At 65.6% G+C, this 13629-nt stretch carries 13 protein-coding genes; 4 read left to right on the plus strand and 9 right to left on the minus strand.

Features of this window, described 5'->3' with window-relative positions; genetic code table 11:
• Positions 1-127 precede the first annotated feature (127 nt).
• The gene (gene crp, locus AC1DJN_RS00920; protein WP_025874619.1) at positions 128-817 is read left to right on the plus strand and encodes a cAMP-activated global transcriptional regulator CRP; all 690 of its coding nucleotides are present in this window, start codon (positions 128-130) and stop codon (positions 815-817) included.
• A gap of 137 nt (positions 818-954) precedes the next feature.
• Positions 955-1716, plus strand: a complete 762-nt coding sequence (locus AC1DJN_RS00925) for a sulfite exporter TauE/SafE family protein (RefSeq protein ID WP_025874618.1) — start codon at positions 955-957, stop codon at positions 1714-1716.
• Positions 1717-1867: 151 nt separating this feature from the next.
• Here the strand turns inward: AC1DJN_RS00925 and AC1DJN_RS00930 are convergent, their stop codons facing one another.
• The 7 genes from AC1DJN_RS00930 to AC1DJN_RS00960 form a co-directional block, all read right to left on the minus strand.
• The gene (locus AC1DJN_RS00930) at positions 1868-2584 is read right to left on the minus strand and encodes a haloacid dehalogenase-like hydrolase (RefSeq protein WP_282279457.1); all 717 of its coding nucleotides are present in this window, start codon (positions 2582-2584) and stop codon (positions 1868-1870) included.
• Complete coding sequence (gene trpC, locus AC1DJN_RS00935) at positions 2581-3375, minus strand: indole-3-glycerol phosphate synthase TrpC (protein WP_059065380.1); 795 nt, start codon at positions 3373-3375, stop codon at positions 2581-2583. The genes AC1DJN_RS00930 and trpC overlap by 4 nt, the downstream gene beginning before the upstream one ends.
• Positions 3376-3449: 74 nt before the next feature.
• On the minus strand, positions 3450-4481 hold the full coding sequence (gene trpD, locus AC1DJN_RS00940) for an anthranilate phosphoribosyltransferase (RefSeq protein ID WP_025874615.1): 1032 nt from the start codon (positions 4479-4481) through the stop codon (positions 3450-3452).
• Between the two features lie 16 nt (positions 4482-4497).
• A complete protein-coding gene (locus tag AC1DJN_RS00945) occupies positions 4498-5085 on the minus strand; it encodes an anthranilate synthase component II (protein ID WP_025874614.1) in 588 nt (195 codons plus the stop codon).
• A gap of 2 nt (positions 5086-5087) precedes the next feature.
• Positions 5088-5870: an SIMPL domain-containing protein gene (locus AC1DJN_RS00950; protein WP_032976650.1), complete on the minus strand. Its 783-nt coding sequence runs from the start codon at positions 5868-5870 to the stop codon at positions 5088-5090.
• A 67-nt stretch (positions 5871-5937) separates the two neighbouring features.
• A complete protein-coding gene (gene trpE, locus AC1DJN_RS00955; protein WP_282279459.1) occupies positions 5938-7413 on the minus strand; it encodes an anthranilate synthase component I in 1476 nt (491 codons plus the stop codon).
• A 176-nt stretch (positions 7414-7589) separates the two neighbouring features.
• A complete protein-coding gene (locus AC1DJN_RS00960) occupies positions 7590-9971 on the minus strand; it encodes a Tle-like phospholipase domain-containing protein (RefSeq protein WP_478038597.1) in 2382 nt (793 codons plus the stop codon).
• A 103-nt stretch (positions 9972-10074) separates the two neighbouring features.
• Between AC1DJN_RS00960 and AC1DJN_RS00965 the strand changes: the two genes are divergently transcribed.
• Together AC1DJN_RS00965 and AC1DJN_RS00970 are read left to right on the plus strand one after the other, a co-directional pair.
• Positions 10075-10947, plus strand: a complete 873-nt coding sequence (locus AC1DJN_RS00965) for an ankyrin repeat domain-containing protein (protein WP_282279461.1) — start codon at positions 10075-10077, stop codon at positions 10945-10947.
• 11 nt (positions 10948-10958) lie between these two features.
• Positions 10959-11816 carry an ankyrin repeat domain-containing protein gene (locus AC1DJN_RS00970; RefSeq protein ID WP_282279462.1) on the plus strand — a complete coding sequence of 286 codons (858 nt, stop codon included), beginning with the start codon at positions 10959-10961 and terminating at the stop codon, positions 11814-11816.
• A gap of 8 nt (positions 11817-11824) precedes the next feature.
• On the opposite strand, the gene yegS is transcribed toward AC1DJN_RS00970, so the two are convergent.
• The gene (yegS, locus tag AC1DJN_RS00975) at positions 11825-12757 is read right to left on the minus strand and encodes a lipid kinase YegS (RefSeq protein ID WP_059065388.1); all 933 of its coding nucleotides are present in this window, start codon (positions 12755-12757) and stop codon (positions 11825-11827) included.
• Positions 12758-13015: 258 nt separating this feature from the next.
• Positions 13016-13603: a hypothetical protein gene (locus tag AC1DJN_RS00980; protein WP_033832404.1), complete on the minus strand. Its 588-nt coding sequence runs from the start codon at positions 13601-13603 to the stop codon at positions 13016-13018.
• Positions 13604-13629 lie beyond the last annotated feature (26 nt).

A 13629-nucleotide genomic window follows, 5' to 3' on the forward strand; every position in this document is an offset into this window, starting at 1 on the left:
GGGAAAGGGGGAATTATGCGGCATAAGTGTCTCCAGGGGGAACGTGAAGACGCTCAGGTTCTGGCACACTGTTTGCCCTTAACAATTGCGCTGGTTAAGCTCCGCTATCGACCCCGTGAATCCGTTCATGCGCAGAGGGAGCGCCCCTATCGTGTCAACCGTGCGCCTAGCTAGCAGCCCATTGGCCTTGGACATCGCAACAATCGACCGCTTCCTGGCACACAGCCACCGGCGGCGCTATCCCACCCGTACCGACGTCTTCCGACCCGGTGACCCGGCGGGAACCCTGTATTACGTCATCAGCGGCTCGGTTTCGATCATGGCCGAGGAGGAGGAGGACCGCGAGCTGGTGCTGGGCTATTTCGGCGCCGGTGAGTTCGTCGGCGAGATGGGCCTGTTCGTGGAGTCGGACCGCCGCGAGGTGATCCTGCGCACCCGCACCGCCTGTGAGCTGGCTGAAATCAGCTACGAGCGCCTGCATCAGCTGTTCCTCGGCCCGCTGTCGGCCGATGCCCCGCGCCTGCTGTACGCGCTGGGCCAGCAGATCTCCAAGCGCCTGCTGGACACCAGCCGCAAGGCCAGCCGCCTGGCGTTCCTGGATGTCACCGACCGTATCGTGCGCACCCTGCACGATCTGGCGCAGGAGCCGGAGTCGATGAGCCATCCGCAGGGCAGCCAGCTGCGCGTCTCACGCCAGGAACTGGCCCGCCTGGTCGGCTGCTCGCGCGAAATGGCCGGCCGGGTGCTGAAGAAGCTGCAGACCGACGGCCTGCTGCACGCCCGCGGCAAGACCGTGGTGCTGTACGGCACCCGTTGACCACCCGGTGTCCGCCGGGCATGGCCCGGCGCTACCACAGGATCTGCGCCGGGAGCGCCGGGCCATGCCCGGCGGGTCGCCATACGTGCGACGTGCCATCGCATGTCCCGCACACCCGCTTCCGCTAGGCTCGATCCATGGAACTGAGCAGCGAATTCTGGTGGTTCATCCTCATCGGCCTTGGCGCACAGCTGGTCGATGGTGCGCTGGGCATGGCATTCGGGCTGGTTTCTTCATCGGTGCTGCTCAGCATGGGGCTGCCTCCCGCACAGGTCAGCGCCAGCGTCCATACCGCTGAGGTGTTCACCACCGGCGCATCCGGTGTGTCGCATCTGGTAGCAGGAAATGTCGACAAACGCCTGTTCTTCCGCCTCGCCCTGCCCGGCGCACTGGGTGGTGCACTCGGCGCGTACGTCCTGACACAGGTCCCTGGCGACCTGATCCGCCCGCTGATCTACCTGTACCTGCTGGTGCTAGCCATCATCATCCTGGCCCGCGCGGCCGGCCGCTGGATGCCCAAGGGCGAGATCCGCCGGGTGCCGGTGCTGGGATTCTTCGCTGGCCTGCTCGATGCCAGCGGCGGCGGCGGCTGGGGCCCGGTGGCCACCTCCACCCTGCTCGCCCGCGGTGGCCAGGCCAGGACCACCATCGGCACCGTCAACGCGGCCGAGTTCGTGGTCACCCTGACCATTTCGGCCACGTTCCTGCTGTCGATGGGGGTGCAGCACCTGCAGATCGTCGCCGGCCTGTTGATCGGCGGCATGATGGCCGCGCCGGTGGCGGCGGTGCTGGTGAAGCGGGTGAAGGAGCGCTGGGTGCTGGTCGCAGTGGGCGTGCTGGTGCTGGGCATCAGCCTGTTCCAGGTGGGCCATGCACTGTTCGGGTACCTGGGCCGCTGACCGCCCGCCGGGCGTGGCCCGGCRCTACCCGCGCGGGCTTCGGTAGTGCCGGCCGCTGGCCGGCAACCTCATGAACTGCGGAAACGCTTGCCAGGTTGCCGGCCAGCGGCCGGCACTACCGGGTCCCTGCCCGGCGGGCAGGCGGGATCGATTACGCCTTCTCGCCACCGCGGTCCACGCAGCCCCAGTTGAGGATGCGGGTGCCGGCCGGCAGCACGCGGCGGAAGAATTCCACCTTGGCCGGCTTCGGGTTGACCACCACCGGCGCTTTCGCCGCCAGCAGCAGCGGAAGGTCGGCGGTACTGTCGGAATAGGCGATGTCGATGTCGCCGTAGCCGCGCTCGCGCAGCATGCGCATCTTCTCTTCGTTGTGGCAGTGTCGGGTCGGCCCTACCCCGCCCAGACGCGGCCCCACTTCGGTGCCGATCACCGGCACGTCCTGGTGAGCGACAAAGGCCAGGATCGCACGGGCCAACTCCGGCGGCGCACCGGTGGCCACCACCACGCGGTCGCCCTTGGCACGATGCGCGGCGAACACCTCCAGCGCCTGTGGCAACAGCTTGGCGCGCATCTGCGCCTCGTTGCGCAGCACGTAGGCGTCGATCACCTTGTTGAACTCACGCGCGCGGTGCAGCCCGAAACTGCCGATCCAGACATAGACCGAGATACCGGCACGGCGGGTCGGCAGCATCGCCACCATCGGCCCGGCGATCGGGGTGACCAGCAGCGCCGCCAGCATCCGCAGCGGGTTGCGCTTGATCAGCGAGGCGAACAGGTGGGTGCCCGAATCGCCGTCATACAGGGTGTGGTCGAAGTCGAAGACCACCAGCGGCGCATCCTCGCGCGGCGTTGGATAGTGCGTTTTCATGCTGCGAAGAATAGCTGACGCAGACCCTCACCCGGCTCTTCCACGCGCATGAAGGCCTCGCCGACCAGGAACGAGTGGATGCCGGCATCGCGCATCAGCGCCACGTCCTGCGGGCCAAGAATGCCACTCTCGGTGACCAGCAGGCGATCGCGCGGCACGGCCAGGCGCATGTCCAGCGTGGTCTGCAGCGACACTTCGAAGGTGCGCAGGTTGCGGTTGTTGATGCCGATCATCGGCGCCGGCACCTGCAGCGCACGCTCCAGTTCGTCGATGTCATGCACTTCCACCAGCACGTCCATGCCCAGCGACATCGCCAGTTCGGACAGCGTGGCCAGCTGCGTATCGTCCAGCGCAGCGACGATCAGCAGGATGCAGTCGGCGCCAAGCACGCGCGCCTCGACCACCTGGTAGGCGTCGATCACGAAGTCCTTGCGCAGCACCGGCAGCGTGCAGGCATCGCGGGCCTGCTGCAGGTAGACGTCGGCCCCCTGGAAGAAATCCACGTCGGTCAGCACCGACAGGCAGCTGGCGCCGCCGAACTCATAGCTGACCGCGATGTCGGCCGGGCGGAAGTCGGGGCGGATCACGCCCTTGGACGGGCTGGCCTTCTTCACTTCGGCAATCACCGCCGGATCGCCATTGGCCACCGCGGCCTGCAGCGCGCGCACGAAACCGCGCACCGGTGGCGCATCGGCCAGCGCGGCCTGCAGCTCCTCAAGCGGCCGCTGGGCGCGGCGCTGGGCTACTTCTTCGGCCTTGCGGGCCAGGATCGTCTGCAGGATATCGCTCATCGTCGTCGGGTCGGTGCTGGGGCGGTGAGGACGACCATTATCGGCCATCGGGTGGGTCAGGCTGAACCGCGCGCTCAGGCAACCAGCGCGCGGGTGGTATCGACATACTGCTGCAGGCGGGCACGGGCGCTGCCATCGGCGATGACCGCGCGGGCGCGGGCCAGGCCGTCGCCGATATCGCTGGCTACGCCGGCCACGTACAACGCTGCGCCCGCATTCAGGGCGACGATGTCCAGCGCCGGACCCGGCTCGTTGTCGAGCACCGCGCGCAGCATGGCAATGGATTGCTCCGGGCCGTCCACGCGCAGGTTGCGGCTGGCCGACATGGCGATGCCGAAGTCTTCCGGATGGATCTCGTACTCGCGCACCTTGCCGTCGCGCAGCTCACCCACCAGGGTGCCGGCGCCCAGCGAGATCTCGTCCATGTTGTCGCGGCCCCAGACCACCATCGCACGCTCGGTACCCAGCTCGCGCAGCACGCGCGCCTGGATGCCCACCAGGTCGGGATGGAACACGCCCATCAGCACCGACGGTGCGCTGGCCGGGTTGGTCAGCGGCCCGAGGATGTTGAAGATGGTGCGCACGCCCATCTCGCGACGCACCGGCGCCACCACCTTCATCGACGGATGGTGGATCGGCGCGAACATGAAACCGATGCCGGTCTGTTCGATGGCCGCCGCCACCTGCGCCGGCTGCAGCTCGATCGCCGCGCCCAATGCCTCGACCGCATCAGCGCTGCCGGACTTGGACGACACGCTGCGGTTGCCATGCTTGGCTACGCGCGCGCCGGCGGCTGCAGCAACGAACATCGCGCAGGTTGAGATGTTGAACGTATGCGAGCCATCGCCACCGGTGCCGACGATGTCGACCAGGTGGGTGGTATCGGCGACCGGCACGGCCAGCGCGAATTCGCGCATCACCGTCGCCGCGGCGGCGATCTCGTCGATGGTCTCCTTCTTCACACGCAGGCCGGTGAGGATGGCGGCGGTCATCATCGGCGAGACGTCGCCGCGCATGATCTGCCGCATCAGGTCGACCATTTCGTCGAAGAAGATTTCGCGGTGTTCGATGGTGCGTTGCAGGGCTTCCTGGGGGGAGAAGCTCATCGGAATACTCCTTGGATCAGGCAGCCGGGCGCTGCAGGAAATTGCGCAGCAGCGCGTGACCGTGCTCGGTGAGGATCGATTCGGGATGGAACTGCACGCCCTCCACCGGGAACTGGCGGTGGCGCAGGCCCATGATCTCTTCGATCGAGCCATCCTCGTTCTCGGTCCACGCGGTCACTTCCAGCGCGTCGGGCAGGCTGTTCTTGTCCACCACCAGCGAGTGGTAGCGGGTGGCCTGGTAACCGTCCGGCAGGCCGGCGAACACGCCCTTGCCTTCATGGCGGATCGGCGAGGTCTTGCCGTGCATGATGTTGCCGGCGCGGATGACCGTGCCGCCGTAGACCTGGCCGATGCCCTGGTGGCCCAGGCACACGCCGAGGATCGGCGTGGTCGGGCCCAGGCGCCGGATCAGCTCCAGCGACACGCCCGCTTCGTTGGGCGTGCACGGGCCGGGCGAAATGACGATGCGTTCGGGCTTCTGCGCGGCGATCTCGTCCACGCTCATCGCATCGTTGCGCACCACCTTCACTTCGGCACCCAGCGTCTGCAGGTACTGCACGAGGTTGTAGGTGAAGCTGTCGTAGTTGTCGATCATCCACAACATGGTCAGGTTCCGTCGCTTATCAGGAAAATGGCGTACACGTTTTCGGTGTAGGTGATGGGGCCGGCTTCGATGGATTCGGACAGGCGCGAGCCCGTGGTCTCGATGCTGTTCATCGGCGCCTCGGGCGAGGGCGGCGAAGGCGGCGTCACCAGATCGCCGCTGCGGGGCCAGTTGCCTGCCTGCACGCCGTAGGCGAAGTTCGGGGCCACGTCGGAGATGCTGTAGAGGCCGGTGATGCGCGCGCCATAGGCCGTGGCAAGGTGCTTGGCGGAGGCGCGTGTCTGCGTTGCCGCTTCGGCCTTGAGTTCGCCACGCAGTGCGGCTTCCTTCGAGTAGCCAGGCCGCATGCTGCTGATCTGCAGGTCATCGCTGGCATCGACCGCGCGCAGGAAGGCCTGCAGGTCGCCGGTGGTGCCGAAGCTGCCTTTCAGCCGCCGGCTCACCCGTGTCCCCAAGTATTCCTGCTTGCCCTGCACGCTGTAGCGGTAGTCCGGCTGGATGGTCAGGTTGTCCGCCACCACGCTTGCCGGAAGTGCATGGTTGCGCTTGAACGCACCCAGCACCGCATCGACATTGCCCTGCACGCGCGAGCGCGCTGTATCCGGCTGAAGATCGGTGGACTTGACCAGCAGTTCGACGGTGAACCGGTCCGGCATCACCGTTCGCGCGCCCTCGCCCTTCACCAGCAGGTGCGGCTGCGAGGGAATGGTGTTGGCCTGCGCCCAGGCAGACGGGGCCATCGTGGCCAGCAGCGACGACCACAGCAATGCGCTCAGCAGCTTCATGCGGTACTCCTTGTCTTGAACGGAAACAGCGAGGGGTGCTGCGGCGCAGGCCACAGCACGGGGAAACTCACAGGCCCTTGGCGGCCTGGGCGACGGCACGGAACAGCGCGCGGCCCTTGTTCATCGTCTCGTCCCATTCCTTGTCCGGGTCCGAGTCGTAGACGATGCCGGCGCCGGCCTGCACGTACAGGCGGCCGTCCTTGATCACGGCGGTGCGGATCGCGATCGCGGTATCGGCATCGCCGTGCCAGCCGATGTAACCGATGCTGCCAGCGTAGACATTGCGCTTGATCGGTTCCAGTTCGCGGATCACTTCCAGCGCGCGGATCTTCGGCGCGCCGCTGACCGTACCGGCCGGGAAGGTGGCGCGCAGCACGTCGGCGTAGCTCAGGCCCGGCTGCAGCTGCCCGGTCACTTCGCTGACGATGTGCATGACGTGGCTGTAGCGTTCGATCACGAACTGCTCGCCCACTTCCACGGTACCGGCTTTGGACACGCGGCCGGCGTCGTTGCGGCCCAGGTCGATCAGCATCAAGTGCTCGGCGCGTTCCTTCGGATCGGCCAGCAGCTCGACTTCCAGCGCCTGGTCCAGTTCCGGCGTGGCGCCGCGCGGGCGGGTGCCGGCGATCGGGCGCACGGTCACTTCACCGTCCTGCAGACGCACCAGGATTTCCGGCGAGGAGCCGACCACCTGCAGGTCGCCGACATCGAGGAAATACATGTACGGCGACGGATTCAGTGCACGCAGCGCGCGATACACATCCACCGGGCGCGCCTTGAATGGCACGCTCAGGCGCTGGCTGAGCACCACCTGGAAGATGTCGCCGGCACGGATGTACTCCTTGCTGCGCTGGACCGCATCGACGAAGCCTTCGCGGGTGAAACCTGAAACGAAATCGGACTCGTCCAGCACGTCGCTGGTGAGTGGTGCCGGATAGCCGGCACCCGGCGCGCGCAGCCTGGCCGCCAATGCGTCCAGGCGCGCTTGGGCCTGTTCAAAGGCGCCTTCGACGCGCGGGTCGGCGTGCACGATCAGGTACAGCCGGCCCTTCAGGTTGTCGAACACCGCCAGCTCATCGGAGTGCAGCAGCAGGATGTCCGGAGTGCCCAGTTCGTCGCGGCCGGCCGGCGATGCCAGGCGCGGCTCGATGTAGCCGATGCACTCGAACCCGAACCAGCCGACCAGGCCACCGGTGAAGCCCGGCAGGCCTTCCAGCTTCGGCGCCGAGTGAGCACTGCGCAGCGCCTCGACCTCGGCAAACGGATCGGCCACCTCGCGGGTTTCCACCACTTGGCCGTCCTCGCGCACCGTCAGGGTGTGGCCGTGGAAGGCGTACACGCGACGTGCCGGCAGGCCGATGATCGAGTAACGACCAAAGCGCTCGCCGCCTTCGACGGATTCAAACAGGTAGGTATTGGGGCCGTCGGCGAGCTTCAGATAGACCGAAAGCGGCGTGTCCAGGTCGGACAGCACTTCGCGGACAACGGGAATATGGGTGTGGCCTTCAGCGGCCTGCTGCTGAAACTGAGCGTGCGAGATCAAGACGACTTTCCTTCCGGGACACAGCGTTATGGGGACGGACGACGGCAACAGGCCACCATCGCCACCAACGGCGTGCGGAAGAAAGGGTATGCGGGGTCGTCAGGCTGGACACCCAATGACTGTATCGCAGCTTTGGCCGCAGGGAAACCCTTTGGCGACGGGCGGTTTGCGCCGCCCTAGCCCATCCGCCGTGCCTGTTCCTGGGTCTCGTGCACCTGCTGCTGGGCCAGCGACACCCCCTGCGCCTGCTCGCGAGTGGCATTGATCGCGTCCATCTGGGCGGTGCTCGCGCTCAACGGCTGGGCCATGCCCGCCGCCACTTCGACGTGGGCATGTCGACGGTGCGCGGCGTTCAGGTCGGGCGTATCCACCGCGAAGGCGCGGCTGTGGTCGTCGCTGAGCACCACGTGGCAAATGGACTCCAGCCCCTCGCGCCTGGCCTGCACGGCCAGTGCGCCGGCGAGCTGGTCGCTCTGCAGGTCAGGCACCCGGTTGTGGGCGCGGTCCAGCGCGTGGACCCCGGTCTGGGCTCCCACAAACAGGGGGTTGCCGGCATGGGAGGGATGGTCGATGCCGATCGCCTGCGCCGAGGGTTCGGCGGCACGGCTGGCCTGCCGGCTTTCGGCGGCAGCCTGGACGTGCGGGGGCCGCTCGACCAGTTTCCGGGCGGCGGCCTCCTGCTTGATCAGTTCCGAGTCCAGACTGGGGATGACCGTCGGATCCATGCCATGGCGGGCGGTCGCCTCACTGAAGGCCGGCATCATTCCGCGGATGACGCGTTCGGACTTGTCGAGGTTGTGCAGCTTCGCTGCGTCCAACACCAGGTTGCCGGTCGGCAAGTGGGTCGCAGCAGCAGCCCCGATGCCCACCGCAGCACCCCCTACCGCGGACAGGGTGATCGGCGCCTTGTCGGTAATGCCCTTCACATGGGAGGCCACCAGGTCATAGCCGCGGTCAACGTGGGCGCCAGCGGTCGCGAACCCGTTCTGCAGCTTGCCAGCGACCCATTGGCCGTCGTGGTTGATGGCGGCGGCCACGCGCTCGCCCGCCGCGCGCGTGCCTGCGGCATCGGCAAGGGCCTGTTTCGTCGCATGCTGCGCATGTTGCTCGCCGTGGTCACGGACGTCTTCGGCCTGCTTGGCAAGCCTGCCGGCGACGTTGTCCGCGCCCACCCGGCCAGCGACCCACGATAGTGCGGAGAGACCATGGGAGCGGGTCTGCGATTCGACGCGGTGCAGGGTGGATTCGATGCTTCCGGTCAGTTCGCGCCCCGAAGCAACCACCGTGCTCGTCGCCCGGGTACCCAACTGCAGGCTGGCCGAGCCCATGTTCACTACCTGGCCGATGACCATGCCTTCGGTCTTCAGCACACGCTCGACGCCATCGCCCGTTCTGTCCAGCACCTGGGCAGTGGCAGCGCCCGCCCGCTCGACCTGCTCGCCGGCCAGGCGACCGCTACGCATGCCGTAGGCCGTGGCGTGCAGCACAGTGGACAACGGCCCCGCCAGTTCCGCCACCTGGCTGGGCGGCGCCACGTGCGGGCGATCGACGAGCGCCCCTTGCGCATCGCGGGTCTTGGGCTCAAGCAACAATTCCAGGCGCCCTGCCGCGAGCGGAATATCGCGCAGCGCCTGCTGGCCCGGCTGGCTCGCCAGTTGTTCGATGAACTGTGCGGCGGAGGTCTGCGCCCCCGGGGGCAGCATCTCGCGCAGCTTTTCACCGACGACCTTCTGCATGGCCGGATCCTTCAGCACCATGCCCAGCTCGTTGGCAAGCACGCCGTAGCCACGACGTTGCTGCTCGCTCAGGCGGTGCATGCCGTTCTGCACATCGTTCAGCACTTCACCGGTGGTCTGATAGGTGTGCACGGTCTGCTGCGTATCGAAGGTTGGCAGGCCGTTGYCCTTGGCGAAACGTGCCGGGGTAGCCGGATGCAGGCCGGCGGCGTTGAACGTAGTGGCACGTGCGCCGGTGACTGCGGAGGCGGCGGACGCCATGCCGCCACCGAGGGAGTGACCGGCGATTTCGAAGCCACCGGGCAGGCGTCTGTTCATGGCTACGGCAAGTTCCATCGCGCGATCGTAGTAATCGCTGCGCATGCCGATGCCCTGCTGGCCGTTGTTGAGGAAATCCTCGCCGCCGGATTCACGTTTTCCATCGGGCGCGAGAGGGTCAACAATCTCACCCGTAGATCCCTTGTAGACCACGACAGGTTTCGCATCCTCGCCAAAGACGCGCTTGTCCGGGATGTAGATTTCGGCACGGAATCCGGACCTCCTCGGCTGAAGCATTTCCTTGAGTTCGGCGTCCGAGATGTTGATACCGGCCTTACGGAGTGTGTCGGGATCACTACTTGCGCGCGTCCATCCTACCGGGGGCTCTCCCTCGTGCTTCGCCGACTTATACACATCAGCAGCCAGTCCCGCCATTTCACGCGCATGGTAGGTTTCCTGCAGGCGCTCGGCCTCTTCTTCATTCCCACTTTCGCGCAACTTCTGTACGAGAAGATTCTGCTCGTTGACTGCGCGCGCACGCGTCTCGTTCTCCGAACCACTCATGGCAATCTCCATTGCACTTTGAAGTGCCGCCTGTTTCGCAGCACCTATGGATTACCAGAACCTTTTGCTAGTGTCACCTCATCAGCGAATCGATAGGAAAAACATGACCGTCATTCTTCACAATATGACGACAAAATTCCTCGCAAGCGTGGCATGGATCACACTTCTGCTTGTGATGGGGTGCTCTGGAACGTCTGCACGTGATGCCGAAAACTATTTCGAGGGTGCTGCGTTACGACTCGCCATCGCTGCTGAAGACGGCGACGCCAATGCTATACACCACCTCGTAAAGGAAGAAGGCGTCAACCCGGACAAAGCGTTTTCAACGCGGGATGGAATCCCTCTGATTGCATGGCCGCTGCGGACCCGCAACATCGAGGGACTCAAAGCACTGCTCGATGTCGGAGCAGACCCCAATGCGCGTGAATCGAAACAGATGCACGGAGAACTGATCAGGTTCGACAACGCCATGGTCTACGCAGCAAAGATGGACGACCCTCGGTTCCTGGAATTGCTGCTGAAGCACGGTGGAGATCCCAACACACGAAACGTCAACAATGAAACGCTTCTCTTCCAAGCCTTCATCAGCGGGAACCAGTGGAAGAATGTCCAGACCTTGGTCAATCACGGCGCAGACGTGAATGGATCCAACCGCAGAAGCCTGGGAGACGACACTGTTCTGAGCTGGTACACAGGAAGAGGCGGATTCGACTACGCCTACTGGTTGCTGGAGCACGGCGCAGACCCCACCATTCCCGAGCACGTATCGGAAAGTTCGGGCAAATCTGCTCGGCAATTGATGGTCGAAGACATCTACTGGGAAATCACCACGCCGGACAACCTGCCGTGGCAGAAGAAATGCCAGCAATGGCTGGCTGAGCGCAACATCCCCCGCCCGCCGATGCCCGACCACATCCGCAGGAAGCGCGAGGCCTTCAAATTCCCGAGCAAGGAAGAAGACATTCCGCTGCTGTAAGGAGCTCTGACATGGACGTTCACCTGCGTCGCATCATTGCGTATCCCGCCCTTCTGGCAGCAGCGCTGTTTCTGATTCCGGGCTGCACGCCACAGTCAACGCATGGTGCCAGCAGCTACTTCAAGGGCAAGGCGCTTGAGCTGGCCGTTGCCAGCGAGCAAGGGGATGCCGACACGATCACGCGCTTGGTAAAGGACGAAGGCGTCGATCCCGACAAGGCCTTCGCTCGCGATGCTGGCATCCCCTTGGTGGCGTGGCCCCTTCGCGCGAAGAATCTTGATGGGCTACGTGCACTTCTGGACAACGGCGCAGATCCGAATGCACGCGTATACAAGACGGTGGACGGGCGCAGGCTTGGTTACAACAATGCGATGGTCTACGCGGCAAAGATGGACGACCCTCGCTTCCTGGAGCTGCTCCTGAAGCATGGCGGAGACCCCAACACCCGCAACTCAGCCAACGAGACTCTACTGCTGCAGGCATTCCTCAGCGGAAATCAGTGGAAGAACATCCAGGTACTGATTGAGAACGGGGCCAACATCAATGAATCAAGCCTGGACCTGGGCGATGACACGGTCCTGAGCTGGTACACGACGCGAGGCGGCTTCGACTACGCTTACTGGCTACTGGAACATGGTGCTGATCCAGCGATTGCAAAGCCGGAAGGGTCCAGCCAGCCTGGCCGGCAGAAGATGGTCGAGGACATCTACTGGGAAATCACCACGCCGGACAACCTGCCGTGGCAGAAGAAATGCCAGCAATGGCTGGCTGAGCGCAACATCCCCCGCCCGCCGATGCCCGAACACATCCGCAGGAAGCGCGAGGCCTTCAAATTCCCGAGCAAGGAAGAAGACATTCCGCTGCTCTGATTCCTGTCTCAGCTGCCGGAAAGCAGCACGCAGTCATCCGGCAGATGCATCCGCACCCTGCCCGCCACGCAGTCGATGCGGAAGCGGCGTGCCTGCACCGGTTCGCCGTCCAGGTTCAACGTCAACGGCTGCGGTGCGTCGATCTGCAGCCACGGCAGCTGCGCGCGCGTGGCGACACGTTCAAGCGCCGCCTCCTTGCCGCCGGTCAGCATCTGTCCAAGGGTGGCTGCGACTTCACCCTCCAGTTCCGGCACCACGGTGACGTCCAGCAGGCCGTCATCGATCAGTGCCTGGGGGCACAGCTGCTGGCCGCCACCGGCCTGACGGCCGTTGCCGATACCCAGCGCGATGAACCCACCTTCCCACTGGAAGTCCGGCCCGCTCAGGCGTGCGGTGATGGGTTCGATGCGGCCGAGCTTGGCGATACCGGTGATGACATAGGCCAGGCCGCCGAGCATCTTCTTCAAGCCGGCATCGGTTTCCACCGTGACCTGGGTGCCGAAGCCGCCGCTGGCGAGGTTGGCGCACCACCATGGCTTGCCGTCGGCATCGACGCGCAGCAGGTCCATGGGGCGTGGGTGGCCGCTGGCAACCAGTGCGAAGGCCTCCTGCGGCTCCACCGGAATGCCGGCAGCGGTGGCGAAATCGTTGGCGGTGCCCATCGGCACCAGCGCGAGCGAAGGCAGCGCCTCAGCCGGCTCGTCGCGATGCGCCAGCGTCTCGGCGACCGCGCTGAGCGTGCCGTCGCCGCCGGCCGCCACGATCACGTCCACGCCGTGGTCGATGGCCTCGGCGACGTAGCGCTCGGCATCACCGTCTTCCCAGGTCACCCGCACTTCCAGCTGCACGCCGCGTTCGCGCCAGTGGCCCACGGCCTCGCGCAGGTCATCGTTGCCTGCGGACTTGCCGTTGAGGATCAGGCGCCAGCGGGGGGTGCTCATGCGGTGCTTCCAGGGAAGGGCGGCACAGGCTAGCAACCGCGCGTTCGGGGCCAGTGAAAGGCAGCGGCCACCGTTCAGGTCAGGGCGCTGGGCTCGCCCGCGCGGCATGTCATGCAGGTGTCATCGGCCACCGGGAGAATGGAAGGCCATAGCAGGGACGACGGATGGAGGCAGGATCAGCCTCCCACGCATGCAGCAAGGCCACGCCAGTGTTTGGCGTGGCTTTTTTTTACCCATCGCGCGGGTGTAGAGGCCGGCTCACAGGTAAGCCTCGATGGGACCGTGCAGGAGGCAGCTGTCGAAGGCATCGATGCTGCACAACATCGCTTCATCAATTGCGTACTCCTGCAACAGAAGGTTGAGCGCCGGAATTCCGGTCACGAACCTGCGTTCCACCCGGGTCTGCGCGTCCTGCATGGCGTAGTCGTAGTCGAAGCCATAGGCGGTCTCGGTGAAGCGTGCGGCATGGGTGATCATGCGCAGCTCGTAGGTGTCTTGTTCGCCAGGAATGACATGGGCGAAGCAGCGCAACCCGGTGTCCACCGAAGCCAGCTCCGCTGCCAGCGCCCATCCCTTTTCAAGCGCCGCGAATGGCCGCGGCGGCGGTGATGGGTGGCGGCGACGCCAAAGCATCATGGCGCGTTCCACGTCATGGCCAGCGGCCTGCAGCTCGATGGCGGCCTCGGCGACCCCCAACCCTGTGCGGTGCCCGTAATCGGCCACGAGCTGATCAACCACCAAGGCGTGCGCCTGTGACAGGTCGCCGCCGGCAGCCTCCAGCGCCTGCCTGCAGACAGCAATCGAGGCCGGCAGCCGCTGGCGGAGTGCGGCAATGGCGTATTTCATCGGCACACCAGTCACCAGGAAACGGC

The organism is Stenotrophomonas sp. 05L414_2, from assembly GCF_056397905.1.

Coding starts and splice junctions, on each gene's coding strand:
- crp (WP_025874619.1), top strand. CDS start 128: ATGCGCAGAGGGAGCGCCCCTATCGTGTCAACCGTGCGCCTAGCTAGC.
- AC1DJN_RS00925 (WP_025874618.1), top strand. CDS start 955: ATGGAACTGAGCAGCGAATTCTGGTGGTTCATCCTCATCGGCCTTGGC.
- AC1DJN_RS00930 (WP_282279457.1), bottom strand. CDS start 2,584: ATGAAAACGCACTATCCAACGCCGCGCGAGGATGCGCCGCTGGTGGTC.
- trpC (WP_059065380.1), bottom strand. CDS start 3,375: ATGAGCGATATCCTGCAGACGATCCTGGCCCGCAAGGCCGAAGAAGTA.
- trpD (WP_025874615.1), bottom strand. CDS start 4,481: ATGAGCTTCTCCCCCCAGGAAGCCCTGCAACGCACCATCGAACACCGC.
- AC1DJN_RS00945 (WP_025874614.1), bottom strand. CDS start 5,085: ATGTTGTGGATGATCGACAACTACGACAGCTTCACCTACAACCTCGTG.
- AC1DJN_RS00950 (WP_032976650.1), bottom strand. CDS start 5,870: ATGAAGCTGCTGAGCGCATTGCTGTGGTCGTCGCTGCTGGCCACGATG.
- AC1DJN_RS00965 (WP_282279461.1), top strand. CDS start 10,075: ATGACCGTCATTCTTCACAATATGACGACAAAATTCCTCGCAAGCGTG.
- AC1DJN_RS00970 (WP_282279462.1), top strand. CDS start 10,959: ATGGACGTTCACCTGCGTCGCATCATTGCGTATCCCGCCCTTCTGGCA.
- yegS (WP_059065388.1), bottom strand. CDS start 12,757: ATGAGCACCCCCCGCTGGCGCCTGATCCTCAACGGCAAGTCCGCAGGC.
- AC1DJN_RS00980 (WP_033832404.1), bottom strand. CDS start 13,603: ATGAAATACGCCATTGCCGCACTCCGCCAGCGGCTGCCGGCCTCGATT.